Annotated in this window: 25 protein-coding genes; 12 read left to right on the top strand and 13 right to left on the bottom strand. The window is 62.4% G+C overall.

The window, feature by feature from the left end; translation table 11 throughout:
• Window positions 1–70 precede the first annotated feature (70 nt).
• The gene (locus OKW38_RS38205) at window positions 71–1,138 is read right to left on the bottom strand and encodes an FUSC family protein (RefSeq protein ID WP_429365493.1); all 1,068 of its coding nucleotides are present in this window, start codon (window positions 1,136–1,138) and stop codon (window positions 71–73) included.
• 590 nt (window positions 1,139–1,728) lie between these two features.
• Here OKW38_RS38205 and OKW38_RS38200 point away from each other — a divergent pair.
• Together OKW38_RS38200 and OKW38_RS38195 are read left to right on the top strand one after the other, a co-directional pair.
• Window positions 1,729–2,508: a hypothetical protein gene (locus OKW38_RS38200; protein ID WP_429365492.1), complete on the top strand. Its 780-nt coding sequence runs from the start codon at window positions 1,729–1,731 to the stop codon at window positions 2,506–2,508.
• The gene (locus tag OKW38_RS38195; RefSeq protein ID WP_429365491.1) at window positions 2,465–3,661 is read left to right on the top strand and encodes a diguanylate cyclase domain-containing protein; all 1,197 of its coding nucleotides are present in this window, start codon (window positions 2,465–2,467) and stop codon (window positions 3,659–3,661) included. The genes OKW38_RS38200 and OKW38_RS38195 overlap by 44 nt, the downstream gene beginning before the upstream one ends.
• 12 nt (window positions 3,662–3,673) lie before the next feature.
• Here OKW38_RS38195 and OKW38_RS38190 read toward each other — a convergent pair whose 3' ends face one another.
• The 3 genes from OKW38_RS38190 to OKW38_RS38180 form a co-directional block, all read right to left on the bottom strand.
• Window positions 3,674–4,324, bottom strand: a complete 651-nt coding sequence (locus OKW38_RS38190) for a glutathione S-transferase family protein (RefSeq protein WP_429365490.1) — start codon at window positions 4,322–4,324, stop codon at window positions 3,674–3,676.
• Window positions 4,325–4,486: 162 nt separating this feature from the next.
• Window positions 4,487–5,962, bottom strand: coding sequence for a sodium:solute symporter family protein (locus OKW38_RS38185; RefSeq protein WP_090809888.1), 1,476 nt, complete (start codon window positions 5,960–5,962; stop codon window positions 4,487–4,489).
• Entirely contained in the window at window positions 5,959–6,174 is a 216-nt protein-coding gene (locus OKW38_RS38180; protein WP_090809890.1) for a DUF3311 domain-containing protein, read from the bottom strand. The genes OKW38_RS38185 and OKW38_RS38180 overlap by 4 nt, the downstream gene beginning before the upstream one ends.
• A 348-nt stretch (window positions 6,175–6,522) precedes the next feature.
• On the opposite strand from OKW38_RS38180, the gene OKW38_RS38175 reads away from it, so the two are divergent.
• Window positions 6,523–7,200, top strand: a complete 678-nt coding sequence (locus OKW38_RS38175; protein WP_018425193.1) for a MarC family protein — start codon at window positions 6,523–6,525, stop codon at window positions 7,198–7,200.
• Here OKW38_RS38175 and OKW38_RS38170 read toward each other — a convergent pair.
• A complete protein-coding gene (locus OKW38_RS38170) occupies window positions 7,117–7,491 on the bottom strand; it encodes a hypothetical protein (protein WP_429365489.1) in 375 nt (124 codons plus the stop codon). The two genes, OKW38_RS38175 and OKW38_RS38170, sit on opposite strands and share 84 nt — an antisense overlap.
• 174 nt (window positions 7,492–7,665) lie before the next feature.
• Between OKW38_RS38170 and OKW38_RS38165 the strand changes: the two genes are divergently transcribed.
• On the top strand, window positions 7,666–7,911 hold the full coding sequence (locus OKW38_RS38165) for a DUF6723 family protein (RefSeq protein WP_090809892.1): 246 nt from the start codon (window positions 7,666–7,668) through the stop codon (window positions 7,909–7,911).
• 47 nt (window positions 7,912–7,958) lie between these two features.
• On the opposite strand, the gene OKW38_RS38160 is transcribed toward OKW38_RS38165, so the two are convergent.
• Window positions 7,959–8,195, bottom strand: a complete 237-nt coding sequence (locus OKW38_RS38160; protein ID WP_090809894.1) for a hypothetical protein — start codon at window positions 8,193–8,195, stop codon at window positions 7,959–7,961.
• Between the two features lie 194 nt (window positions 8,196–8,389).
• On the opposite strand from OKW38_RS38160, the gene OKW38_RS38155 reads away from it, so the two are divergent.
• The 5 genes from OKW38_RS38155 (at window position 8,390) to OKW38_RS38135 (ending at window position 12,520) form a co-directional block, all read left to right on the top strand.
• Complete coding sequence (locus OKW38_RS38155; RefSeq protein ID WP_429365488.1) at window positions 8,390–8,716, top strand: hypothetical protein; 327 nt, start codon at window positions 8,390–8,392, stop codon at window positions 8,714–8,716.
• Between the two features lie 60 nt (window positions 8,717–8,776).
• Window positions 8,777–8,953 carry a hypothetical protein gene (locus OKW38_RS38150; RefSeq protein ID WP_429365487.1) on the top strand — a complete coding sequence of 59 codons (177 nt, stop codon included), beginning with the start codon at window positions 8,777–8,779 and terminating at the stop codon, window positions 8,951–8,953.
• A gap of 53 nt (window positions 8,954–9,006) precedes the next feature.
• Window positions 9,007–9,552 carry a cupin gene (locus tag OKW38_RS38145; RefSeq protein ID WP_429365486.1) on the top strand — a complete coding sequence of 182 codons (546 nt, stop codon included), beginning with the start codon at window positions 9,007–9,009 and terminating at the stop codon, window positions 9,550–9,552.
• 265 nt (window positions 9,553–9,817) lie between these two features.
• Complete coding sequence (gene tkt, locus OKW38_RS38140; protein ID WP_429365485.1) at window positions 9,818–11,899, top strand: transketolase; 2,082 nt, start codon at window positions 9,818–9,820, stop codon at window positions 11,897–11,899.
• 162 nt (window positions 11,900–12,061) lie between these two features.
• On the top strand, window positions 12,062–12,520 hold the full coding sequence (locus OKW38_RS38135) for a ferritin-like domain-containing protein (RefSeq protein WP_018425186.1): 459 nt from the start codon (window positions 12,062–12,064) through the stop codon (window positions 12,518–12,520).
• Here OKW38_RS38135 and OKW38_RS38130 read toward each other — a convergent pair.
• On the bottom strand, window positions 12,517–13,626 hold the full coding sequence (locus tag OKW38_RS38130) for an EamA family transporter (RefSeq protein ID WP_429365484.1): 1,110 nt from the start codon (window positions 13,624–13,626) through the stop codon (window positions 12,517–12,519). The two genes, OKW38_RS38135 and OKW38_RS38130, sit on opposite strands and share 4 nt — an antisense overlap.
• A 377-nt stretch (window positions 13,627–14,003) precedes the next feature.
• Between OKW38_RS38130 and OKW38_RS38125 the strand changes: the two genes are divergently transcribed.
• Complete coding sequence (locus OKW38_RS38125; RefSeq protein ID WP_429333858.1) at window positions 14,004–14,708, top strand: LuxR C-terminal-related transcriptional regulator; 705 nt, start codon at window positions 14,004–14,006, stop codon at window positions 14,706–14,708.
• 43 nt (window positions 14,709–14,751) lie between these two features.
• On the opposite strand, the gene OKW38_RS38120 is transcribed toward OKW38_RS38125, so the two are convergent.
• Together OKW38_RS38120 and OKW38_RS38115 are read right to left on the bottom strand one after the other, a co-directional pair.
• The gene (locus tag OKW38_RS38120; protein WP_429365483.1) at window positions 14,752–16,341 is read right to left on the bottom strand and encodes an ATP-binding response regulator; all 1,590 of its coding nucleotides are present in this window, start codon (window positions 16,339–16,341) and stop codon (window positions 14,752–14,754) included.
• A 426-nt stretch (window positions 16,342–16,767) separates the two neighbouring features.
• Window positions 16,768–18,597 carry a hybrid sensor histidine kinase/response regulator gene (locus OKW38_RS38115; RefSeq protein ID WP_429365482.1) on the bottom strand — a complete coding sequence of 610 codons (1,830 nt, stop codon included), beginning with the start codon at window positions 18,595–18,597 and terminating at the stop codon, window positions 16,768–16,770.
• 753 nt (window positions 18,598–19,350) lie between these two features.
• Between OKW38_RS38115 and OKW38_RS38110 the strand changes: the two genes are divergently transcribed.
• Window positions 19,351–19,704: a DUF4148 domain-containing protein gene (locus tag OKW38_RS38110; RefSeq protein WP_090809904.1), complete on the top strand. Its 354-nt coding sequence runs from the start codon at window positions 19,351–19,353 to the stop codon at window positions 19,702–19,704.
• A gap of 261 nt (window positions 19,705–19,965) precedes the next feature.
• Here OKW38_RS38110 and OKW38_RS38105 read toward each other — a convergent pair whose 3' ends face one another.
• Window positions 19,966–20,799, bottom strand: a complete 834-nt coding sequence (locus OKW38_RS38105; protein WP_090809906.1) for an oxidoreductase — start codon at window positions 20,797–20,799, stop codon at window positions 19,966–19,968.
• A gap of 154 nt (window positions 20,800–20,953) precedes the next feature.
• On the opposite strand from OKW38_RS38105, the gene OKW38_RS38100 reads away from it, so the two are divergent.
• Window positions 20,954–21,865 (top strand): AraC family transcriptional regulator, encoded by a 912-nt coding sequence (locus OKW38_RS38100; RefSeq protein WP_244144907.1) that lies wholly within the window; start codon window positions 20,954–20,956, stop codon window positions 21,863–21,865.
• A 160-nt stretch (window positions 21,866–22,025) separates the two neighbouring features.
• Here the strand turns inward: OKW38_RS38100 and OKW38_RS38095 are convergent, their stop codons facing one another.
• From OKW38_RS38095 to zapE, 3 genes are all read right to left on the bottom strand, one after another.
• Window positions 22,026–22,313, bottom strand: a complete 288-nt coding sequence (locus OKW38_RS38095; protein ID WP_090809909.1) for a hypothetical protein — start codon at window positions 22,311–22,313, stop codon at window positions 22,026–22,028.
• Window positions 22,314–22,541: 228 nt separating this feature from the next.
• A complete protein-coding gene (locus OKW38_RS38090) occupies window positions 22,542–22,970 on the bottom strand; it encodes a VOC family protein (RefSeq protein WP_187628060.1) in 429 nt (142 codons plus the stop codon).
• A 250-nt stretch (window positions 22,971–23,220) separates the two neighbouring features.
• On the bottom strand, window positions 23,221–24,321 hold the full coding sequence (zapE, locus tag OKW38_RS38085; RefSeq protein ID WP_429365481.1) for a cell division protein ZapE: 1,101 nt from the start codon (window positions 24,319–24,321) through the stop codon (window positions 23,221–23,223).
• Window positions 24,322–24,370: the final 49 nt, after the last annotated feature.

Below are 24,370 nucleotides of genomic sequence, written 5' to 3'. Positions count from 1 at the left end.
AAACCTCTGCAGCTCTGGTAATTTTGAAATGCCGTCTGTTTGCACATGGCATAAGCACGGGGGTTTTGGGTCACGCGGTATGCAACTCGCTCAACCGGCACAGCAGAATCCCATAGCCGGTCAGATGCCCGAGGTACACGCTCGTAAACACGTCCGACGCGGGCAGCTCCTCGGTCAGCTCACGCAGGTCCTCCAAATGCAGCGGCGGCGCGTCGAGCGGCGGGCGCTCGACGCGCAGGTCCGCCGCCCCGGCCAGTTGCCGGTGCGCGTTGACGAGCCGCGCGAGCCGCGCGAGAAACATTTCGCGCCACGCGGCGTCGAGCGCGGCGAACTGATCGTGAAACGTGTCCATCGTTTCAAGAAAATTGACCAGCGAATCGAAGGTCTCCTGATAGCTCGCGAACACCGGCAGCCGTGCCGCGTTGCGCTTCAGATGTGGCGACACCCACGCCTGCTCGAGGTCGGTCTTCAGCAGCAGGTGCGCCTGCTTCAGGTTCGTGCTCAGCGTGCGCAGCCTGGAGGCCGCCGGCTTGATCTGCGCTTTGTCGAGCTGTCCCGCGGCCAGTTGCGCGACGACATCGGTGGCCTGTTCGTTGCCGTCGTTGACGAGCGTGTTCGCCCAGTAGCCGTGATCGGGCGGAAACGCGATCTGCTGGATGACGAAGCCGAGCAACATGCCGAGTACCACGCCGATCAGGCGCTGTTCGAGCAGCGGAAGATGTTCGCCGGTATAGAGCACGAGCGTGATCGGCACCGTGATGCTGGTCATCTGGAACAGCGACGGCCGCAGCGCGACGATGCTGAAGATCACGACCGGCAGCAGCGCCGCGCCCATCCACAGGTGCGGCGCGGTCAGCCAGATCAGCAGCGTGCCGATCGGCATGGCCACCACGTTCGAAAACACCCGCTTGTAGAAGTAGCTTCGAGCCGCCGAAATCGAGCTACCGAGCGCCAGCGTCAGCATCGTCGAACCGGCTAGCGGCACGGCCGCGTCGGGAAAGCCGAGCAGGTATGGGATGCCGAAACCGATCCACAGGCCGAGCGTCAGCTTCGTGTACTTGGCGGTTTCCGACAGAGAAAAGCGCGCGAGCGCGCGGCGCAAGGGCGTGAGTGGTTGGTGCAGATACCTGTTCGACATGATTTTTTATGCTGACCGATGACGTGGGGCCGAGCACCGTTGGGCCCGGCACCGTTGGGCCCGGCACGGCGCGGCGTTCGCGACATGCGCGCACGTGACCTTATCATCCGGCGCGGACGGCTTCGGGAATTCGCACGGCAGCAGGTTCGCGGAATGCGGCTCGAGGCGCGCGGCGCGCGCAGTCCAACGCGGGTTTCAAGCGGCGGTTTCGGCGTCGCGCGCGCGTTCGCCGCCAGGCCCGGTTGTTGCGTGCGAAACGGCGACCGCGTTGGCGCGTTTCGCAGAATCCGCGTCGCATCGAGCGTAGCGGCCTCCGGCAGGCGCACGGCTGGCTCTCGGGCTCTGTGCCAGGTTGGAGTTTTTACCGGCTTTGCACGCTTTTTTGCCAACTCACACGGCATCGGGCGGCGTCGTTTGAAGCACCGCCGAAGCGAGGCGGAAACGCAACGCTGCTATGTTGTCGGCCGTTCGCGACAGGATTACATTCATTGAGCATTGCGTGCAGCGGCAGTCCGCGAGCTCGGTTTACGCGCCGGCTCGTCAGCGCGCCAGCTTGTCTGCAAGAAGTGGCATACCCGGAGCGTATTGCGATGGCTACCGATCCCGACGATATCGACTTGCGTCATTCCACAACGGACGGTCGGGCCTCCTTCGAACCCGACGGCCCTGACGAATCGGGCGTGCCGCCCCCGCGCTTCGGCCGCCTCGCCCTGTGCCTCGCGGCGGCCGGCGCGCTGACCTTCGGTGTGATGGGCACCGTCGCCTACGGCGTCTGGTTCAACCAGGATCAGCAGACGTACGCGGATGCCATTGCGGGCGCGCGCCAGGCGCTCGGCTCATCGGCATCGGCCCGGGTGCCGACGGTGGCCGTCGCGCACGCGCCGGAGGAGGCCGCCGCGCCGTTTGCCATGCCGTTTGCCATGCCGTCAGCCAGGCAGCCCGCTGCGCCAGAGGTCGCGCTCGCAGCGGCCGGCGCGAACGGCGGCTTCGAGGACACCAACCCGGCCGTGTGGTCCGGGCAGATCCGCCCGAGTACGCCTGACCCGAATCTCACCGCCACGCTGGCCGATACGCCGGTCGATACCTCGGCGGATATGTCGGCGGATATGTCGGCCACCCCACCCACAGCCCCCGTTGTTCCCACGCCGCCGCCGGGCTACACGCGGCACGTCGCCAATGCCGCCCATTCCACCGCGAAGCCCGCGGCCGGTCACGACGCGAAAGAAGCACGGCTCGCACAGCAGGAGCGGCGCGCGTCGTCGCAGCACAAGGGCGGTCTGTTTGCGCGGATCGGACAGTTCTTTCGACGCGTGAGCTATCGTCAACATGACAACGGCCGACGGCAACAAGATACCTACTCCCATCCCTGAGCACGCGGTCGTCGGGCCAGCGGGGCGAGCAGGGCTGCGCGGCGCCGCACGCGCGCGCGTGCCGGTGTGGCGGTTCCGGCCGGGGCCCGCGAGCGTCGGCGTGGCCGCGCTGTTGTGTCTGCTGTTCGGCCTGCTGTATGTGGCGATGCAGATCCGCACGGTGTTTTCCGATCAGTTGAAGCAGGAGTACGCGGGCCTCGTGCTCGAAGCCGCCGGGCGCGTCGACAGCGCGCGCGAGCAGTTGGCCGCGTGGCAGCGGATGGCCGACACCCCGGCGAGTCACGACGCGTCGTTCGTGCCGGCCTATGACGCGGCGCGCGCCGAACTCGCGCGGCGTTTCGCGGCGCTCGCGGCGCTCGTCAACGCGAGTCCGTCGCCGGCGCCGCCCATTCCGTCGATGTCACCGACACAGGCGACGCCCGAAGCCGTCGCGGCGGCGCTCGGCAGCGTGTCGGCCTACTGGCGCGCGCAACGCGACGCGTCGAGCGCCGACGTGCGGCTGCGCGTCGCGCACGTCGCGCGCACGCTGATCGCGCTCGCCGCGCTGCTGTTCTGCATGCTGATCACGGCGCTCGGCATGTACGCGAAGCGCACCCGCCAGCTCGCGGGGCAGTCGCACGAGTTCGAGCTGGCGTCGCTGCACGATTCGCTGACGGGCCTGTCGAACCGCCGCAAGCTGCTGGCCGCGCTCGACTCTGCCGCCAGGCACGCGCGGACCGCGGCCGTCGAGCAGCGCTTCGCCGTGCTGTATATCGACCTCGATGGCTTCAAGCAGGTCAACGATTCGTTCGGGCATCGCACCGGCGACGAATTCCTCGCCGCGGTATCCGCCCGGTTTCGCGCGTCGGTGCGCAAAGGCGATCTGGTCGCGCGCATCGGCGGCGACGAGTTCGCGGTGCTGGTGCGCACCTTTGCGGGCGATGACGAGCTCGCCGAGATCGCGCGCCGGCTGATGGCCTGCGTGGTCGACACCGACGAGCAGTTGGGAATCGGCGGCGTGCGCGCGAGCGTGGGCATTGCGAGTTATCCCGACGACGTCGACGATCACCGCCGTCTGGTCGCCGCCGCCGATGCCGCGATGTATCAGGTCAAGCGCGACGGCAAGAACGGCTTCGCGTTCGCGGCGCAGACGGGCAGGGAAGCGACGTTGTGAACCGCCTGAACGTTACTGGCCTTCGTTGCGCCACTCCGTCAGCTTTTCGCGCTCGTTGAGTTCGATGAACGCCGGCCGTGCGCGCAGCCTGCGGATATAGCTCGCGAGATGCGGCCAGCCCACCGTCGCCGGGTGGGGCATGTTGCGGGTCCAGCGCATCAGCACGAGCGCGAGCAGATCGGCGGTGCTGAGCTTGCCGCCCGCGAGGTATGCGTGGCCGTCGGCGAAATGCCTGTCGAGCCGCGCACACGCTTCTTCGATGCGGCGTTGCGCGAGCGCGCGCACCGCCTCGGCGCCCGCGGGGTCGCCGTCGCTGCCGGCGTAGAACCAGTCGCGCATCGCGGGTAGCAGCGTATTCGCGAGGTAGATCATCCATTCGAGCCATTGCGCGCGTGCGGCCGAGCCCGGCGCGGGCGCGAGGTCGGCCTCGGCGTGGCGCTCGGCGAGCAGCATCAGCAGCGCGGCCGATTCATGCCGCGGCACGCCATCGACGACCAGCGTGGGCACGCGCCCGGCCGGATTCAGACGCAGATACTCGGGATCGCGCTGCCGGCCCGCGTCGATATCGACGAGGCGCGCTTCGAACGGCACGCCCATTTCGAGCAGCATCCAGTGCACGGGCATGCTAGCCGCGCCGGGCGAGTAGTAGAGAACGTAGGACATTCGGGGCTCCGTGGATCGTCGAGAGCGCGGTCGAGCCGTGAACAGAAAGAATCAGGGGCTGTCGCCGAAACGAACAGCCCCTTCAGATGCGTCAGGCGCCAGCGTACGCAAATGCGGGCGCTCGAAACAGCAAGCCTCGAATCACGCCCGCGGCCAGGTCTTTCAATGCGCCGACGCGTGCTTCTCCTGCTCGGCTGCGCTCGGCTGCGTCACCGCGCTGACGATCACGAACACGATCACGTTGACCGCGAGCGCAAGGAAGCCGATGTTGACGTCCTTCAGCGCATCGGGCAGGAACGGCATCAGGTGACCGACGCTCCAGTGCAGCGTCGTGGTCAGTGTGACCACCGCGACACCCGCGACGATGCCGCAGAACGCGCCTTGCCTCGTCGCGCGGTTGTGCGGGAACAGGCTGCAGAGCACGGCCGGGAACAATTGCGTGACGAAGCTGTAGCCCATCAGCAGCAGCGCGACGATGGTTTCGCCGCCGTTCAGCGTGAAGGCGACCGCGACCAGCGCCACGACCGGTACGAGGAAGCGCGCGATCACCGCGACCGACGCATCCGACGCGTTGCGGTTCACCATGCCGCGATACACGTCGTTGGCGAGCAGCGTCGACGCCGAGGTCAGGATCATCGAGCCCGGCACCAGCGCGGTCAGGATACCGGCCGCGCCGATCACGCCGACGAACCACGGATCGAACGTCTGCAGCGACAGGCGGAACAACGACAGGTCGATGTCGGCGCCCTTCAGGCCCGGCACGCGCAGCGTCGCCGCGAAGCCGACGAAGAACACGAACAGCAGGATCAGCTGATAGAGCGGCAGAATCGCGGCATTGCGGCGGAAGATTCGCTCGTCCTTCGCCGTGAAGATCGAACCGAACGTGTGCGGCCACATGAAGAAGCCGAGCGCGGTCAGCAGCACCGTCGACTGGAACCACACGACGCTCGAACCGCGCGCCGGGAAGGTCAGGAAGCCGGGACGGGCGGCGTCGATCGTGCGGAACATCGCGCCGATGCCGCCGTAGTAATGCAGCGGCAGATAGATGCCGAGGAACAGCACGATCGCGAGAATCAGCAGATCCTTGGCCACCGAGTTCCAGGCGGAGCCGCGCACGCCCGACACGATCACGTAAGAGGTCACGACGATCGCGCCGATCCAGATCGCCGCCGTCGACGAGATCGCGCCGTACGACGCGGTCGCGACGATGATGCCGAGGCCCTTCAATTGCAGCACCAGGTAGGGGATCAGCGCGGCCACGCCGACCAGCGCGACCAGCGTGCCGAGCGCCGGGCTCTCGTATTTGCGCCTCAAGAAGTGCGGCTGCGAGACCAGGCGGTGCGTCTTCGCATAGCGCCAGATCGGCGGCAGCATCCAGTACGACAGGATGTACGCGAGCGTGCCGTACGCGAGGATGTAATAGACCGGCGCCCCCTTACCGTACGCGAAGCCGCTGCCGCCGAGGAACGTGAAGGTCGTATAGATTTCGCCGGCCATCAGCAGGAACACGAACGCGGTGCCGAAGCTGCGGCCGCCCACGGTCCACTGCTCGAGGCTCATATCGTGGCCGCGCCTTGCGCGCACGCCGAGGAACAGCGCGAATAGCGTAACGGCGGCGATGATGACGAGTGCGCTCATGGGCGAACCTCCTCGCCATCGGCGGCGACGTGTCGGTTGGACGGATCGAGGTTGTAGATGATCGCCATGATGATCGCGCTCAACACCACCCACATGACGATCCAGGCCAGCACGAACGGCATGCCGAGCACGAGCGGCTCGACGCGATTGACAAACGAAACGCCGACCAGGATGCCGACGAACGGCAACGCGGCAAGTACACGAAGCAGCATGTGGACAACTCCTCGAACCAGTAGGTATGTGTCGTTGAAATTCCGGCTTCGCTGAGGACTGTATGCCGGATACTTCGGTCCCGTAAAGCAGGTCAAAATAAATGTCGAGTTTCGACCGCTGCAATTGCATCTTTCCAGCCCGGATTGCTGCAGTGCAAAGCGGGACGCGCCGTGGCGCGCAAGGCGTCGCGCGGCTTTTCTGCAGGCCGACTGGCGCGCCGCGATATGATCTGCGAGCATTGCAGCATTTTCCGGACCGCGCGATTCCGGCCGGGTTCATGACCGGCGGCGCGCCCAGGCGCGAACCCGCGCGAGCACACGCAGACAAGCAGGCACACGGACACCCACATGGTCGAAAGTCTGATCTCGGACATCATGTTTGGCTTTATCGGCTTAATCAGCATCATCAATCCGTTCAGCGGCGCGTTCGTGTTTCTGGACCGGACCGCGTCGTTGACCCTCGACGAGCGCACCTTACTCGCCCGCAAGATCGCGATCAACGCCGCCGTTGTGCTGCTGGTGGCATTCTTCATCGGCACGCCGATCCTGCATTTCTTTGGTATCTCGATGGAGGCGCTGCGCATCGGCGGCGGGCTCGCGCTTGCCGTGGGCGGCTGGCAAATGCTCAATGCGCCGGACACGCCGGCGGTCGAGCAGACGGAAGTCAAGCGCGTCGACGCCGAAACCGCGAAATCGCGCGCGTTCTTTCCTCTGACCGTGCCGCTGACCACTGGGCCCGGCTCGATCGCGACCGCGATCGCGCTGTCGGCGAATCGCACGCACAAGCTGTCGGCGTTCGTGATGTCGGGCATCGCGTCGGTCGCCATCACGTTCGCGGTGGCCGTCTGCGTGTATCTGATCTACAGCCGCGCGACGATCCTCGCGCGCTATCTCGGCGTCGAGGGCACCAAGGTCGCGTTGCGGGTGTCGGCGTTCCTGCTGCTATGCATCGGCGTGCAGATCATTCTGACCGGCGTGTCCGAATTCCTGATTCCGATCGCGACGATGCGCCCGCCGGCGGGCTAGCGCCGCATGCCGGCGCCATGCACGCTGTGGCGGCGGCGCCGCAGGTGGATCGCCTTCGGGTGGTTCGTGCGGAACGTCGACCGGATCGTCCGGGATCGGATCGGGGTCGATCTTCGGCGGCGGCGTGTTCGGCGCGATGTCGGGGTCGACTTCGGGCGGCATCGGCGCATGCGGATGCAGCGGCAGCGGCAGCGGCAACGGCTGCATCGAAATTTGCGCGTGGGTTGGCGCGTTCAGGTCGAATGTGCCGATTGCACCGGGCGCTTGCCGGCTCGTATCAGGTAAATCCATCAGTCCTCTCCTGGTCTTCGTTCAGACGCGCAATGCCCGTGCCGCATGCCGACGGATGTCGTTCGCGTGGAACGCCAATTGCTGGAACCCGGCACGCGCGCCGCATCGCGATGACTGCGCGCGCCCGGCTCACATTGGACATCGCCCACGCAAAGCACAGGACGAGGAGCGCATATGGCGCGACATAAGGCCGACGTTGCCGACGACGACTTCGAGATTTTCGCCAGCTATCACGGAACAGGCGACGGCCGATACATAGGTGGACTGAAGGTTGTGAGGAAAGCGGACAGGCGGATTCTGTTCCCGTTCGAGGGCGCACCGCAGATCGGCCCCTATGCGACCGCCGACGAAGCACGCCGCGCCGCAATTGCATACGGCCGCAAGCTCGTCGCGGCCGATCGTGCCGCGCCCGAAGGCTGAGCGGGCGCAGCCGGTTTGGCAGTGCTTGCGTGAGAGGCGCAGAGCCATCAGGGCATACCGCCGAGCGACGGCGAAATCGTGCTGCCGCGCGCGGGATCGTCCGGATGTTCGTCGGGCAGGGTAGGGCGCGCCGACAGCGGTGGATGATCGCGATAGCAGGTGTCGACCGAACCGTCGACGAGGCAGTTCTGGAACGCATCGGCGTCGCTCTTTTGCGCGAACGTGTACAGCGTGCGCTCGACCTGCACCTCGGTATCGGATATGCGAATTGTCGTAATGCTCATGAGGTTCTCCTTCGGGGGCGCTTTTTTACAAAGCGAACGTGCCGCGCTACTGCCTTCGAGCTCGCAATGGCCGTGCCTGTTGCGCTGCGCGCGGACTTCTCCGGCAAGGCTCGAATGTTGCTGCATGAACCAGGTGCCGTTCGAGATGGCGCGTAATGACGCGAATCGACGGCAGAACAAACGAGGAGGGCGCGATGCAAGATCCCCAATCGACCGACACCCCGCAGCAGAGCGCGACGCCGGGCGGCGAGCAGTCCGCGAGGCCAGATAACCGCGCCGCGCCCACGCTGTCCGACGAAGTCAAAGCCCGCAACAAGCCGAGCGGCACGCACTACGTCGAGCCGAGTCCGCTCGGCATCGAACCGGTCGTGCAGACCGGCGTGGACAAAGCGACCAATCCGCCACGGTCGAGCGAGCGGCCGCGCCAGGGCGCCGAAGTGCCGCTCGGCGCCGGCGAGCACGCGGAGCCGCCGGGGGGCGGCGGGCGCGAGTCGCATCACAAGCAGCCGGGCGAGCAATGACGCGGCGCGTTGCGTGCCAGCCGTGCATCCAATCCGTCAACATCCAACCGGAGAAAGCGCATGCAACCGGACACTCCAACCCAATCGGTGAACCCCGGCGACGAAGCGCCGCCCAACACGCCGGGCGCTGGCGAAGACCTGTGCGGCGCCTGCCACGGCACGGGCAAGGTCGAGGGCGCTCGCTGCGCGGTGTGCGGCGGCACGGGCAAGGTGCTGCAGGGCATCGGCGGAGGCTAGCCGGCTGCTCGTCCGCAGGTTCGCGGCAACCGCATCACAAGCCAGGAGCAACCATGTTCAACGAGTCCAGGCACGGCTTCGACGCCGCGCAGACCGAATACGAAGCGTTCATGCTGGAGTCGCACGACTGGGTGCCGAACAACAGCAAGCTGCCGGTCGTGCTGTACCGGCGCGCGCTGTCGCCCGGCAGCGGCAATCTGCCCGCCGCGTTCGAAATCCTCTTCGAGCGCAATGCATGGCCCGCGCAGTGGCGCAACAGCATCTTCGACTTCCATCACTTTCACGCGACCGCGCACGAGGTGCTCGGCGTGACAAACGCGAGCGCCGAGGTGATCGTCGGCGGGCCGGGCGGACGCGTGGTGACGGTGCACGCGGGCGACGTGCTGCTGCTGCCGGCCGGCACCGGCCATTGTCTGCAATCGTTCGAGCGGCATTTTCAGGTGGTGGCGGGCTATCCGTTAGGACAGCAATGGGACATTCGCCGCGAAGCGCTGACGCCGCAGGAACTCACCGAGATGCTGGCGTTGCCGTTTCCGCCGCTCGATCCGATCGACGGCAAGCACGGTCCCGTCATCGAGTTTTGGCTGCAGTCGGCCTGAACTTCGTCGTTCGCGAAGCAACCGACCTGCCGCGGCGTGGCGTGCAGAGTCGCGCGGTTAGGCGCATCATCTGTGGGCTTTGCCGCGATTTTCCCGCGCGCTTTCGGCGCTGACGCTGGCACGTGGGCGGTTCCACGTGCGGCTTCGCGTCCTTATCGACATGCCCGGACGCGCGCGATTCCATGTCGACACGATGCGCCGATCCATCCGCGCGCTCCGCGGCGCGCGTCGGCCGTCTCCCGAATTGCCGAACAAGGAGCGTCCCATGCAAAACGATTCCGCCCTCGATCAGTTGTGCATCAACACGATTCGCACGCTGTCGATGGACGCCGTGCAGAAAGCCAATTCCGGCCACCCCGGCACGCCGATGGCGCTCGCGCCGGTCGCCTATCACCTGTGGCAACACCACCTGCGTTACGACCCTGACGAGCCGCTGTGGCCGAATCGCGACCGCTTCGTGCTGTCGGCCGGGCATGCGTCGATGCTGCTGTATTCGCTGCTGCATCTGGCCAACGTGAAAGCCGTCGACGAACACGGCAAGCCGACCGGCGCGCCGGCCGTGTCGCTCGACGACATCGAGCATTTCCGCCAGATCGACAGCAATACGCCGGGCCACCCCGAGTACCGGATGACGACCGGCGTCGAGACCACCACGGGACCGCTTGGGCAAGGGCTCGGCAATAGCGTCGGCATGGCGATGGCCGCGCGCTGGTACGAGAGCCACTTCAATCGCGCGGACGCGCCGCTGTTCGACTACCGCGTGTACGCGATTTGCGGCGACGGCGACATGATGGAAGGCATCTCGCACGAAGCGGCCTCGCTCGCGGGGCATCTGAAGCTGTCGAACCTGATCTGGATTTACGACAGCAACCGCGTGACCATCGAAGGCCATACGGACCTCGCGTATAGCGACGATGTGGCAAGCCGCTTTCACGGCTACAACTGGCACACGCTGCACGTCGGCGATGCGAACGACACCGCCGCGCTGGAAAAGGCGCTGGTCGAAGCAAAGAGCGTGACCGACCGGCCGTCGCTGATCGTGGTCCACAGCATCATCGGTTGGGGGGCGCCGAACAAGCAGGACACCGCGTCCGCGCATGGCGAAGCGCTCGGCGTCGAGGAAGTCGCGCTCGCCAAGAAGTTCTACGGCTGGCCCGAGGACAAGTTCTTCTACGTGCCCGAGGGCGTGCACGAGCGCTTCGCGCAGGGCATCGGCGCGCGCGGCAAGGCGGCGCGCGAACAATGGCAGGCGAAGTTCGACAGCTACAAAAAGCAGTATGCGGAGCTCGCGCGCGAATTCGCGCAGATCGAGGCGCACGAATTGCCGCAGGGCTGGGACAGCGACATCCCGAGCTTCAACGCGGACCCGAAGGGCATCGCGACACGCGAATCGTCGGGCAAGGTGCTCAATGCGATTGCCGCGCGTGTGCCGTGGATGATCGGCGGCGCGGCGGACCTGTCGCCGTCGACGAAAACCAACCTGAAGTTCGAAGGCGCCGGCAGCTTCCAGGCGAATAACTATGGCGGCCGCAATCTGCACTTCGGCATTCGCGAGCATGCGATGGGCGCGGTGGTCAACGGTCTTGCGCTGTCGAATCTGCGCGCGTACGGCTCGACGTTCCTGATCTTCAGCGACTACATGAAGCCGCCGATCCGCCTGTCCGCGATCATGGAAGTGCCGGCCATCTTTGTGTTCACGCACGATTCGATCGGGCTCGGCGAAGACGGTCCGACACATCAGCCGATCGAGCAGCTCGCGTCGCTGCGCGGGGTGCCCGGCCTCACGGTACTGCGTCCCGGCGACGCGAACGAAGCGGCCGAGGCCTGGCGCGTTGCGCTGACGCAGCCGCATCGACCGGCGTGCATCGTCTTGTCGCGCCAGCCGCTGCCGACGCTCGACCGGAGCCGCTATGCGCCCGCGAGCGGCGTCAGGCACGGTGCGTATGTGCTCGCCGATGCGCCCGACGGCAAGAAGCCCGAGGTGATCCTGATGGCGACCGGCAGCGAGCTATCGATCTGCGCCGACGTGTACGAGAAGCTGATGAGCGAGGGCATCGCGGCGCGCGTCGTGTCGATGCCGTCGTGGGACATCTTCGAGCGCGAGGACAGCGCGTATCAGGAGTCGGTGCTGCCCGCGGACGTCGAGGCGCGCGTCGCGGTCGAGCAGGCTGCGTCGCTCGGCTGGGATCGGTATACAGGACGGCTCGGTGCGCAGGTCGTCATGCATACGTTCGGCGCGTCGGCGCCGATCGCGGATCTGAAGAAGAAATTCGGTTTCACGCCGGAAGTCGTGTATCAGGCGGCGAAGCAGCAGATCGAGCGGGTGAAGAAGGGGAAGGGCACTTGAGCGTGCGGCGCTCGACGACGTCGTGAACGCTTGATGCGAAAAGCGGTGGGCCGGCGGAATCTATCCGTTTCGATCAGGCGTGCGGCCACGGTTTGCGGCCGCTTGCCGGCCTACTCGGTCGCGAGGCCGGACGCCTCGCCACGCCATGAAAGGAGACTTCAAATGGCCGAGATCAATAAGGAAGACGTTGTTGCGGTGCTGAACCGGATTCTCGAATCCGAGTTGGCCGGCGTCGTCCGATATACGCACTATTCGTTCCTTGTTTTCGGATTCGGACGCATTCCGATCAGGTCGTGGTTGCGCGCGCAGGCCGATGAATCGTTGTTGCACGCACAGCAGGCCGGCGAATGGATCACGACTCTGGGTGCCTATCCGTCGCTTGCGATCGGTCCTCTGCTCGACTCGCACACCTTCGATATCTCTTCGATCCTCCGCGAGTCGTTGCAAGCCGAGAATCTTGCGTTGCAGTTGTATCGCGACCTGCTGGCGCTCGTCGAGGACCGCTCTGTTGCACTCGAGGAGTTCGCCCGTCAGATGATTCACGTCGAGGAGATGCACGCGGGCGAAGTCGACAAGATGCTGCGCCGCCCTGGGGAAATGACGACGTCGGAGGACAGCTAGTGCTGATGCCGATGATGGATATCGGGGAAATGCGCGTGCGAATGTGTAATAGGCAGATGCAAGTGAGCGTGCGTGTGCGGCTCCTCACCGGCATAAGGAAACTCATGCGCGTGCTGATGGTGCTCGTCATGGCGATGCTGGTGCGTGTGTTGAAGAAACTCATGGCCGTGCTCATGCTCATGCCGCTCGCGCACATGTAGCCAGATACCCAGCGCCATCAGGGCGGCGGCAATCCAGAAAGACAGATTGGGTAGCGCGGGCCATATGATCAGCGAAAGCATGACACCGAAAAGCGGCGCAACGGAAAAGTACGCGCCTGTACGCGCCGTACCGAGATGGCGAAGTGCAACAACGAACAGCACGAGGCTGATGCCGTAACCGCCAAGCCCGGTCAGCATCGCTGCCGCCATGGTTCCTGCTGACGGAAGCGAAGCGCCCGCCGCGATCGCAATGCCGAGATTCACGGGACCGGCCACCATCCCTTTGAGACACGCGATCACCATCGCGTCGTTCGCCGAGGCCTTGCGCGTCAGGTTGTTGTCGATTGCCCAGCACAGACACGCGCCGACGATCAGTAACGCACCCACCGGCACGCCTGACTGTCCCGGATGCCACGACAGAAGCACGCCGCCCGCAACGATCGCCACCATCCCGAGAAAAACCTGAATGTCGACATTTTCCTGGAAGACCACCCAGGCAATCACGGCGGTCAACACACCCTCAAGGTTGAGCAATAACGAACTCGTTGCCGCTGGAGTGGTGGACAGGCCCAGCATCAGCAATGCGGGGCCGGCGACGCCACCCATCGCTATCGCCCCGATCAGCCAAGGCAACTCGCCTTTGGTGATGCGGTGGTCCGCGGCGGACCGGAGCCCGCGCGATCGAAAGGCACGCCACGCGATGCCGACGCCAAGCCCCAGGCCGCTACCGAGATAAAACAGTCCTGCGAGCATGAAGGGGCTGACTGAGCCGAGCAGCGACTTGGCCAACGGTGTCGCGGCGCCGAACAGCGCCGCGGCGATTAAGGCGGTGAATATCGCGCCGTATCCTGATCTCACCACTCCAACCTCTTGTCCGCAGCAGAAGGGACAGTTTCCAAGGTACATCGGTCGTTCAACACCGCCTGGACGAAATGATAGGGGCATACGTCGACGCACTTCGCACATGTTCGGAGCATCGAACTGTCGGCACGCCGCAGACATTTCGCCGCGAGGCTGTCCGTGCGCCACCACCACTCGCGAATCGCCTTCTTGCCCGCGGCTGCCGCGCAAACCGATTCGATCGCGCAAAGCCGTGTGCCGCCCGGGGCGCGGCACGCGGCGCGAACATGGCACACCCTGTGCCCTAGAGATCGCGGGTCCGCATCACTCTGCAGTTCAAGATCTGCGGCCTCGCTCGATATGCTAAGCTGTCAGGCAGTACTCCGCACAAACGTAGCGCACGATCGATGCTTTTCTCGGATGTATAAAGAGGAGAAGCGACCATGAAAATCCTATGGGTCGATGACCACGAAATTCTTTGCGTTGCTCTGTCCGAATATGTCCAAACACACGCGTCGGAGCTGAGCGCAGCCCCAATCGACATCACACCCGTCTTTACGCTTGCCAGCGCGCTTGAAGAAGTCAACAAGACACCGCCCCCGGACCTGGTATTCCTGGATCTTAATCTGGATGGTGAGAATCGTGGCGCCGCGACACTTGAGCATTTTCAGGCCGGAAATCCATCCAATGTTCCCGTGGTCATCTGCACAGGACTTGCTCCTGGAAACGATCATGAAGTTGAAATTTTGCGAATGTGCATGCGTGACTACGCCGCTCGAGGAATCCTGTTGAAAGGAGGCGCGCACAAAAAAATGTTCATTGGACTGAGCAGGATCTTAGGAGGTGAACTCTGGATTCCGGAAGAAGTCTTGCTCCGCTTTGCCTGCTCGACACAAGCGCCCTCAGCTAGCCGGAATCAGCATCATCTTGGGCTTTCTCCGCGAGAGTGGGATTTGGCGCGTTGCATTGCACGTGGCCTTTCAGGTAAACAGATCGCAAGAGAACTTGGCGTCTCCGAGGGACATGTCAGACAGGTTTCATGTGCTATTTACGACAAACTTCAAGTCAGAAACCGCGTTGAAGCTGCACTTCGAGTCAATGCCGAGCTTACCCTTGGAAGGGGGGCAGCAGATACGCGACTGTCGTGAAGATCTCTGCTACACCGCTCTTCATGTTTCCCTGCCATCACTTTTAACCGCCTTCGGTGGACGTTTTTGGCTTATGTTCTGCAAGTGTGGTCAATAAGGTTCGTTCCGAAACCGGTTTCGACAAAAGCTTGATGCCACTGACGGCTACTTTTTTGAGCACAGCTGACGAGGTGTCGCCCGACCACAGGATCGCAGGGATCGAAGCGTCGGTAGCAGCGCGGACCGCCGTAATCGCCGCAATGCCGTTCTCGTTTTCCAGCCGGTAGTCGGAGAGGATGAAGTGCGGACCGCTTGCCAAAGCCTCAATGCGCAACTGCTCGATGACGTCGGATGACGATTCCCCCGCCACGACGTAGCAGCCATGCTCGATCAGGCGCATCGATATTTCTATTCTTAAGTCGCTGTTGTCCTCGATGATCGCCACGACCATATTGGTCAGGTCCGGGTCGCCGTCTTCAACCGTTTGAACCTCGCGCAACTCCGGCGGTATGAGTCCCATGAACGGGACCGTAACCGAAAAACGCGATCCACGTCCTGGTGTCGAGTCCACGTCCAGTTTGTGACCAAGAAGGCTCGCGAGCCCCTGGACAATGGACAGACCCAGGCCGAACCCTTTTTCACGATTCCTCTCGGGATTATCGACCTGTACATAGCTTTTGAAGATATCCGCCTGTCTGCCTTCAGGGATACCGATCCCGTTGTCCCAGACGCTTATCTTTATGGCGCTGCCTCGCCTCTGGCAACTCACCAGAACATGTCCCTTCTTGCCTCCCCGCTCGGAAAACGTGTAACGGAGCCCATTGAGCACCATATTCCGGACGATCCTGTCCAACGCATGTCGATCCGTACGGACCAGATAGGGGCGACTACGGAGTCTTAACTTCAGCCCCTTTGCCTCAGCCAGCGGCTGCATATCCACGACTATGCCGCGCAAAAGGGAAGGCAGCGCCACCTCCTGAATTTCTACATTCCAGGTGCCGGACTCGAGGCGGCAGATATCCAGTGCCCCGTTAATCATCCCTTCCATCGCATCCACTTGCCTTTGCGCAATCGAGACGCCTTCGACCAGATCGGTCGATTTAACGCTCCGCTCGATGAAATTTAACTTCAGGCCGAGCGTGGTGAGCGGTTGACGCAGGTCATGGCTTATCGCAGCGATAAGCAGGTTCTTCTCCGCCGTTGCCGCTACAGCCTGAGATCGCGCCTCCTCGAGAATGATCTCTTTAACATATGCGCGCTTCTGAGTGTAAAAAATGAACCACGCGAGGAAACAATAGCCAACTAGTTGAGCCGTATAAAAGCCCAGCATTGCTGGCCGGTAAATAAATAGAGGTGGTCCCAAGCTGAATCCGAACGGGATAGCGCCGAGCACGAATGAACCTAAATTCGCACGAAGACTCGGTGCGAGCAGCAGCAAGGTAAATGTATGGCTGATTAGCGTGTACTCAAGGAAGCCAGAACTGGCCAATTTGACGTAGGGAGCATGGCCCGAGAAATCGGGTGGAGTTAGCCCAAAGCTACCTGCCGCCCACCAGAACGATGTCAGTGTGACGACTGCAGCCCACGTCCAGTGCATCTGCTCGACCGCGTCGACGCTGGCGTGCTTCGGGAGCGCCATGGTTTTTTTCAGCAAGTATGCTGCCATGGGAGTGGCTATCCCCCACAGTCCCAGGACCCAGACGACACGGAACCAACGGTAGCTATCCGACGTTTTGATCCACGATCCATATACGCACAACAGCGAGGCTCCGACCGACACTAGCACGGTCCAACATACCGCTCGACGGGACAGCGATTTCAATAACTCACGTTTGACATAGAGATTCTGCTCGGTACTGAGTGCCGCACGCGGTCCCAGAAAAGGATTCACAAGTTCAGCGAATACGCGGCGCTCGATTGTGTGAGCCGTTTCGCCCGCGCACAGTGATGTTCTGGCCCCGGGCTTTTCGCCCGCGTCGGAATCACGTCGTGTTTGAATACGGGACGCCATAACAGGCCTCCGAGAATCAAGTGCAGCTACGCTCCGTTGCGCTAGCTTTGTGTTCCCCTGCCATCTCTTTCACCCGCCTTCGGTCAATGTTTTTGGCTTATGTTCTGCAAGTATGGTCAATAAGGTCTGGTTAGAATCCGGTCCCGACAAAAGCTTGATGCCACTGACGGCTACTTTTTTGAGCACAGCTGACGAGGGGTCGCCCGACCACAGGATCGCAGGGATCGAGGCGTCGGTAGCAGCGCGGACCGCCGTAATCGCCGCAATGCCGTTCTCGTTTTCCAGCCGGTAGTCGGAGAGGATGAAGTGCGGACCGCTTGCCAAAGCCTCAATGCGCAACTGCTCGATGACGTCGGATGACGATTCCCCCGCCACGACGTAGCAGCCATGCTCGATCAGGCGCATCGATATTTCGATTCTTAAGTCGCTGTTGTCCTCGATGATCGCCACGACCATATTGGTCAGGTCCGGGTCACCGTCTTCAACCGTTTGAACCTCGCGCAACTCCGGCGGTATGAGTCCCATGAACGGGACCGTAACCGAAAAACGCGATCCCCGTGCTGGTGTCGAGTCCACGTCCAGTTTGTGACCAAGAAGGCTCGCGAGCCCCTGGACAATGGACAGACCCAGGCCGAACCCTTTTTCACGATTCCTCTCGGGATTATCGACCTGTACATAGCTTTTGAAGATATCCGCCTGTCGACCTTCAGGGATACCGATCCCGTTGTCCCAGACGCTTATCTTTATGCGGCTGCCTCGCCTCTGGCAACTCACCAGAACATGTCCCTTCTTGCCTCCCCGCTCGGAAGGCGTGTAACGGACCGCATTGATCACCATATTCCGGACGATCCTGTCCAACGCATGTCGATCCGTACGGACCAGATAGGGGCGACTACGGAGTCTTAACTTCAGCCCCTTTGCCTCAGCCAGCGGCTGCATATCCACGACTATGCCGCGTAAAAGGGAAGGCAGCGCCACCTCCTGAATTTCTACATTCCAGGTGCCGGACTCGAGGCGGCAGATATCCAGTGCCCCGTTAATCATCCCTTCCATTGCATCCACTTGCCTTTGCGCAATCGAGACGTCTTCAACCAGATTGGTCGATTTAATGCCCCGCTCGATGAAATCTAACTTCAGGCCGAGCGTGGTGAGCGGTTGACGCAGGTCATGGCTTATTGCGGCGATGAATTGGTTCTTCTCCGCCGTTGCCGCTACAGCCTGAGATCGCGCCTCCTCGAGAACAACCTCTTTTACACATGTGCGTTGCTGATCGTTGCAAATGAACCATGCGACGACACAATAGCCAATTATTTGAGCCGTATACCAGTCAAACATTCCTGGCCGGTTAATAAAGAACAGTGGTGCCATGTTAAATCCGAATGGGATAGTGCCAATCACGAGTGCGCCTAAAGCCGCACGAAGACTGGGTGCGAGCAGCAGCAACGTGAATGCCTGGCAGATCATCGTCAGTTCCAGAAAGCCATACCGGCCGAATCTAAAGTAATAACCATGGAGGACCACGAATTTGGGTGGGATGAGCCCAAAGCTGGCCGCCGCCCACCAGAAAGATGTCAGCATGACCAATGCAGCCCATGCCCAGTGCATCTGCTCGACCGCGTTGACGCTGGCGTGCTTCGGGAGCGTCATGGTCTTTTTCAGCAAGTATGCTGCCAAAGGAGCGGCTATCCCCCACAGTCCCAGGATCCAGACGACACGGAACAAGGGATAAATATCCGATGTTTCGATCCACGATCCAAATACGAACCAGAACGGGCTTCCGACCAGCAGTAGCGCGATCCAATATACCGATCGGCGGGACAGCGATTGCAATAACTCGCGTTTGACGAGGAGATTCTGCTCAGTACTGAGTGCTGCAACCGGTCCCACAAACAGATTCATAAATTCAGCGAATCTGCGGCGCTCGATTGTGTGAGCCGTTTCGCCCGCGCACAGTGATGTTCTGGCCCCGGGCTTTTCGCCCGCGTCGGAATCACGTGGTGTTCGAGTACAGGACGCCATAACAGGCCTCCGGGCATCAGGTGCAGCTACACGCCATTGTGCTAGCGGTCCGCCAGCAAGTCGATGGACAAGTGTTCTGTTTTTTGCCGAACAAAAGTTCGTGAGTCCACGCAGGTGGTCCCTACCGGAGATTTGTGCCCGCTGCCGAGCGTTGGGCGGAAGACCGTCAAAGCTGCTGAACGAGGGTAAGTATGAGGCTGATCTCTCGCGCTGCGCAGTACCAGTAACTCGCGGTTGTCCCGATCAAGCACGGTTCGCCAATTGCGATATTGGGTGCTCGCTCCGTGTGTGCCGCGTCGAACTGCATCCGTAACCAGGCGTGCGCCGTACGCTCAAGAAATCACTCTAACGAATAATCGTAAAGCGACGCCGAACATTTATTCTCCCGAAAAGGAACTTTTAATGCCGAACATCAAATTACCGACGTAACTACAACTGACACGATTACACGGCGCAATAATGCAACATAATTCGATACAAGGAGGGCGTCAATCACCGCACAATGGCCCGCGTTCTTCTCTTGTCGAATGCCCCCCATATCAACCACAACTTCCAGTTTGTCTGCAGAACTGGCTGCAGTGTGCTATTCGGTTTCCCGATTGTTAAGTTAGCCGTGAATCAAGGAGGTCCACGATGAAAACCCTTGCATGCCTTGTCCTCGCCAGCTGTGCGCTTGCCAGCCCAGTCGTCAGCTTCGCTCAGAGCACCGCGCCCGTCACCCGTGCGCAGGTGCGCGCGGATCTGATCCGTCTCGAGCAGGCCGGCTATCACATGGGCGACGGCGACCATACGAAGTATCCCGAGCAAATTCAGGCTGCTGAAGCGAAGATCGCTGCACAGGACAGCCAGCAGGCGGGCAACAGTGACGTTGGCGGTACGACGACCAACGGCACCGCAGCTTCCGGCAGTGTCGAGCATGTGTCGACGCCCTCGCCATCGTCGTGCGTCGGCCCCGCAAGTTATTGCAACCTTTTCTTCGGTAATTGACCGCAGATGGCTCGCCCGACACCGCCCGACGATCCGGGTAACGTGCCTGGATCGTCTGGGGGCGTCCTCACCGGTGGCGTCCGAATCTTCGGACCCTGCGCAACGAATTCCAGGTGAAATGATGAACCCGCGGGCGATACATCGTCGGCCACATGGTGTTGACCTCGTTGCCAACGGACTTTCAGATCGGGCAAGCATCGCTTCGTTCGCACCCGACGCGGCGGGATACGGTTCTCGACAGCTTCTCAGCCTCGGCGCTCATCAGCCGTCCGTCGAAACGGTGGTAGCCTCCCACGCATCGATTTCCACGTTCAATGCCGACAACTTGTCTCGTACGAGCCCGAGTGCGTCGCTACCGAGCAAAAGACGCGTGGGCGGATGATCCCCTGCCATGGCGGCCAGCATTGCGCGCGCCGCTTTGCTGGGATCTCCCAACTGCTTGCCGCTTTTTTCCTCGCGGGCCTGGCGAATAGGATTGAAAATATCGTCGTAATCCGAAATCGAGCGGGGGGTCCGCGTCATCGAGCGACCTGCCCAGTCAGTGCGAAATGAGCCCGGCGCCACGGCCGTCACCGCAATACCGAAGGGCTTGACCTCTTTGCCAAGCGCCTCGGAGATGCCCTCCAACGCAAACTTACTCCCGCAGTAATAAGCGATTCCCGGCATCGTGATGTAGCCGCCCATCGATGTGATATTCAGAATGTGGCCGCGGCGGCGCTCACGCATGAACGGCAGGACGGCCTTCATCATGGCGACCGCACCAAATACATTCACATCGAACTGTCGGCGCATATCCGAGAGCGGCGATTCCTCCATGATGCCCTCGTGGCCGTAGCCGGCATTGTTGACCAGCACATCGATTGGTCCGACGCCAGCCTCGATTTCCGCCACGACGCCGTCGATCGCGTCGAAGTCGGTCACGTCGAGCACGCGTCCCCAGGCGGCATTCGCGGATACGGACTCGAATTCACGCTTTGCCTGGGCACTTCTCACCGTACCGACGACCTTGTGACCCACCGCCAGCGCTTCCTGTGCGAGCGCGCGGCCAAAGCCGCTGCTGACGCCGGTGATGAGCAGAGTTTTGCTGGTTGCCATTGAAGCTTCTCCCGAATGTCGATTGGAGAGTGCATGCTAATCTGACCAGCGAGACAAATTAAGCCGAATTCCGCTGATTTTCTTGCATAAAACTATGAACACGATACGCGCTTTGGCCCAGCATCCAGCTCTATCCTCTCGAAGCCAGAAACGCATGATTGTCCTGCTACGCGCGTTGGCGCCCGACGAGGGCTACAACCTGACGGCACTGCCGAGCGTCCGCATCTTGCGGTCGAACCGGGCGCTATCGCGCACGCCCGTTCTCTACGATCCCGGTATCGTGATCGTCTGCCAGGGCCGCAAGCGAGGTTATTTCGGCGACCAGCTCTACCTGTACGACGAGCGTCACTACCTGGCCGTGTCCGTGCCCGTGCCGTTCAGCATGGAGACCGACGCAACCGAGGAGCGCCCACTGCTCGCGCTGTATCTGCACCTCGATTTCGCATTGGCCGCCGAACTTGCGGAGCGGATCGACCGCGAAGGCGTGGGGGAGTGCGCACCAGCACCTCAAAGCATGATGTCGACGCCGATGGATGACGCAATGCAAGCGTCCGTGCTGCGCTTCCTCGAGGCGATGCATCGGCCACTCGAATCCGCTGTGTTGGGCGCCGGGCTGCTGCGTGAACTGTATTTCCGGGTGCTCACCGGAGCCCAGGGAGGCTCGTTGCGCGAGGCTTTGGCGATGCGAGGACAGTTCGGACAGATAGGCCGCTCACTCCGCCTGATTCATGCAAGCTATGCGCAGCCCCTCGACGTGAGGCAACTGGCCGACGAAGCGGGTATGAGCATTCCGAGTTTCCACAGCCACTTCAAGGCAATTACGCAGGTGTCGCCGATGCAATATGTGAAGTCGACGCGCCTTCATCAGGCTCGCCTGTTAATGGTGCGCGAGGAACTAACCGCGGAGGCGGCGGGACACGCTGTGGGTTATGCGAGCCCGTCCCAGTTCAGCAGGGAATTCAGGCGTCTGTTTGGCTTGACGCCTGCCGCAGAGGCTAAGCGTATGCGCGAGAGCTTCGCGATCCCGGCAGTATTCGCTGATACGGCTTATGTCTCGTCGCACTGAATTTGCCGCGGTTCGGTTCGATCGGCCAGTCACACCAACTTTTTCTACCGTCGCGATCTGTGTTGCCAGTCGCGGCTATTCGGTCACGCTACGCCCGACGAAATTGAACCGCCTGGTCGCTTTGCGCTCATTTGCGCCCGGTTGCCAGCCTTGATTGCTGTCATTGGCCGGCTGGCGACTTTGTGGTTGGGGTCGCCAGCGAGTTGTTAACCCCGTAAGCGGGGGGGCGGGACGTCGAGCTACTGTTCGCGCTATTCGGCTGGCCCGAGGTCGGCGACCCGGCGCCGCTGTCCGTGTTGGTGGCACCAGGCGTGCCGTAGCCACTCGTTGCAGCGGCCGGCGACTGTGTGGTCGGAGTCGCCAGCGTGTTGTTGCTTTGTGCATATACGCCGCCCGACAGCGTGAGTGCGGCGACGGCCGCGATCAATGTGCTGCTTGCCTTGTTCATGACACGCTTCTCCTTGGTTGGACTGCGATTTCCACGCAAACGATGCTTTCGTACCGTTTCCGTCGCGGTCCCGTAATGCCAAGTTTAGGAAAGCGGTGGCTGATAGTTACGCGCATTATTCACAATGGTGAATATCGATTTTCGGCGCTAACCGGGTAAGCTGACGCGCGCTGGTCCCCAATCTGAGGCTATCAGTTACCGCGCGCAAGACGGCCACTGCGGCCGCCATTATTTCTCTTCCCGCATCCACGGCGTAAACGTGATTCCGACCAGCAATCCTTCCGGCCCGATGAAGCGACTGACCGTCTGGCCCCACGGCTCATTCCGGTTCCTGACCAGCATCCGATACCCTTGCGATTCAAGTTCCGCCGTTGCCGCCTGGACGTCGTCGACATCAAACTCGATCCAGGCTTGCGGGATGGGTACGTCGCGAGGCCACGAATCCGTGCCGAAGCACGACTGGGAGGCGTGGGAGAGCGGCCACAAGGCGAAAGAGTTTGCGCCGTTCAGACCCTCCGTATGGAGATAGCCGCCGTTCTCTTCCTTGAAGGGGATACCGAAGGCCCGACCGTAGAGATCGCGGCTTGCCTGGGCTTCGATCACAATCGGGCCAAAACCTGCGATGAACAAGGCCGTGGCTTTTGGGATCTTTTCCATGGCTTCTCCTTTGCCGCGAAAGAGCGGCGCGATGAAGAACGAACATGTTCGCCCACGCCCATCGAACTGATCTGGCGGCGAGTTTTCCGATACCGCGGGGCATGGCATGGTTGAGTGTAGGCTTGTTTCGGGTGGCCGGCGATGCATCGCCGGGCGCCGTGGCGCGTGCGTCGACGCGAAACGGCGTTGGCACGCTTTACCGTCGCTTTGCAAGAATTGCAGAAATGCGCGCGAGTGCGATGCCCGGCCATCAAGCCTTGGCGTTGATGCCGTCTTGCGCGTTCTCCTCGCCGCCTCGTTCAAGCGCGCTGCGATATGCGCGCGACTGCATCTCGGCAAGCCGGCTCAGCGTACGCGACAGATCATGCGCGCCTTCGAGACCGATCAACGCGGTCTCCATCGGCCGATCGGAGGCGATGAAGAGCGCACGCTTGCGGTCGTAGAAGATGTCGATCAGCCAGACGAGTCGCTGCAGCGTATGCGGCTGCCTCAGCGCTTCCGTATGCAGACGATCGACGATCAAGCCTTGCCATTGCTCGGCGAGATCGAGGTAGTCGAGGTGCGAGCGGCTTGCTACGCACAACTGCTCGAAGTCCGCCCACAGCAGCGCGCGGCCGGCTGCCCGCGCTTCGAGCGGCCGGCCCGCCGCGCTGAGCCTGACCGGCTCGATCGCTGCCTCGCGTTCATGGCTCGTGAAGATATCGCGCAACGCGGCCTCGCTCGATGCGTCGAGCGGCGCGAAAAAGCGCGGCACCTCGGCCGCTTCGCCGCCGAAGCGGTAATCGCGCACGCCGTCGAAATGGATCACCGTGAAGCCGCGTTTGATCTGCGCGATGGTCGGCAGAAAGCGCTCGTGAAACTCGGGGTCGGGCAACAGATCGTCCGGTGCGTAGTTCGACGTCAGCACGATACGCGTGCCCAGCTTGATCGCGGTGTCGAGAAAGCGGCCCATCAGGAACGCGTCGGCGATATCGTGCACATGGAATTCGTCGAAGCACAGCAGCTCGATACCGTCGAGCCATTGCCGCGACACGTCGCCGAGCCGGTCGTCGCCGCGCGGCGCGTGCACGAGCCGGCGGTTCATCTCGCGCAGGAACTCGTGGAAATGCAGGCGCCGTTTGCGGCATGGCGCAAGCTCGAACAGCGTATCGACGACGAGGCTCTTACCGCGGCCCGGCAGTCCGTGACAGTAGACGCCTTGCGGCCCGAACGCGGCGGTGGACCATGCCTGCCGCGCGCGCTGCTGCGCGCCGACCAACCCGACGAGCGCGCCGATGGCCTCGCGCTGCCGTGCATCGGCAGAGATGCCGCGCGCGGTCAGTGCGCGCGCGATGCGGGTTTCGTCAAGCATCGGCAAGAGCGTCCATGCCTGATGACGCGAATGACGCGAATGACGAGAA

The organism is Paraburkholderia sp. MM5496-R1, assembly GCF_050436205.1.
Taxonomy (GTDB): Bacteria; Pseudomonadota; Gammaproteobacteria; order Burkholderiales; family Burkholderiaceae; genus Paraburkholderia; species Paraburkholderia tuberum.
This window is presented reverse-complemented; position numbering and strand designations above follow the sequence as displayed.

Bases quoted from the DNA above. Each gene is read 5' to 3' on its own strand.
- OKW38_RS38205 (WP_429365493.1), bottom strand. From the start codon at position 1,138: ATGTCGAACAGGTATCTGCACCAACCACTCACGCCCTTGCGCCGCGCG.
- OKW38_RS38200 (WP_429365492.1), top strand. From the start codon at position 1,729: ATGGCTACCGATCCCGACGATATCGACTTGCGTCATTCCACAACGGAC.
- OKW38_RS38195 (WP_429365491.1), top strand. From the start codon at position 2,465: ATGACAACGGCCGACGGCAACAAGATACCTACTCCCATCCCTGAGCAC.
- OKW38_RS38190 (WP_429365490.1), bottom strand. From the start codon at position 4,324: ATGTCCTACGTTCTCTACTACTCGCCCGGCGCGGCTAGCATGCCCGTG.
- OKW38_RS38185 (WP_090809888.1), bottom strand. From the start codon at position 5,962: ATGAGCGCACTCGTCATCATCGCCGCCGTTACGCTATTCGCGCTGTTC.
- OKW38_RS38180 (WP_090809890.1), bottom strand. From the start codon at position 6,174: ATGCTGCTTCGTGTACTTGCCGCGTTGCCGTTCGTCGGCATCCTGGTC.
- OKW38_RS38175 (WP_018425193.1), top strand. From the start codon at position 6,523: ATGGTCGAAAGTCTGATCTCGGACATCATGTTTGGCTTTATCGGCTTA.
- OKW38_RS38170 (WP_429365489.1), bottom strand. From the start codon at position 7,491: ATGGATTTACCTGATACGAGCCGGCAAGCGCCCGGTGCAATCGGCACA.
- OKW38_RS38165 (WP_090809892.1), top strand. From the start codon at position 7,666: ATGGCGCGACATAAGGCCGACGTTGCCGACGACGACTTCGAGATTTTC.
- OKW38_RS38160 (WP_090809894.1), bottom strand. From the start codon at position 8,195: ATGAGCATTACGACAATTCGCATATCCGATACCGAGGTGCAGGTCGAG.
- OKW38_RS38155 (WP_429365488.1), top strand. From the start codon at position 8,390: ATGCAAGATCCCCAATCGACCGACACCCCGCAGCAGAGCGCGACGCCG.
- OKW38_RS38150 (WP_429365487.1), top strand. From the start codon at position 8,777: ATGCAACCGGACACTCCAACCCAATCGGTGAACCCCGGCGACGAAGCG.
- OKW38_RS38145 (WP_429365486.1), top strand. From the start codon at position 9,007: ATGTTCAACGAGTCCAGGCACGGCTTCGACGCCGCGCAGACCGAATAC.
- tkt (WP_429365485.1), top strand. From the start codon at position 9,818: ATGCAAAACGATTCCGCCCTCGATCAGTTGTGCATCAACACGATTCGC.
- OKW38_RS38135 (WP_018425186.1), top strand. From the start codon at position 12,062: ATGGCCGAGATCAATAAGGAAGACGTTGTTGCGGTGCTGAACCGGATT.
- OKW38_RS38130 (WP_429365484.1), bottom strand. From the start codon at position 13,626: ATGTACCTTGGAAACTGTCCCTTCTGCTGCGGACAAGAGGTTGGAGTG.
- OKW38_RS38125 (WP_429333858.1), top strand. From the start codon at position 14,004: ATGAAAATCCTATGGGTCGATGACCACGAAATTCTTTGCGTTGCTCTG.
- OKW38_RS38115 (WP_429365482.1), bottom strand. From the start codon at position 18,597: ATGAATCTGTTTGTGGGACCGGTTGCAGCACTCAGTACTGAGCAGAAT.
- OKW38_RS38110 (WP_090809904.1), top strand. From the start codon at position 19,351: ATGAAAACCCTTGCATGCCTTGTCCTCGCCAGCTGTGCGCTTGCCAGC.
- OKW38_RS38105 (WP_090809906.1), bottom strand. From the start codon at position 20,799: ATGGCAACCAGCAAAACTCTGCTCATCACCGGCGTCAGCAGCGGCTTT.
- OKW38_RS38100 (WP_244144907.1), top strand. From the start codon at position 20,954: ATGATTGTCCTGCTACGCGCGTTGGCGCCCGACGAGGGCTACAACCTG.
- OKW38_RS38095 (WP_090809909.1), bottom strand. From the start codon at position 22,313: ATGAACAAGGCAAGCAGCACATTGATCGCGGCCGTCGCCGCACTCACG.
- OKW38_RS38090 (WP_187628060.1), bottom strand. From the start codon at position 22,970: ATGGAAAAGATCCCAAAAGCCACGGCCTTGTTCATCGCAGGTTTTGGC.
- zapE (WP_429365481.1), bottom strand. From the start codon at position 24,321: ATGCTTGACGAAACCCGCATCGCGCGCGCACTGACCGCGCGCGGCATC.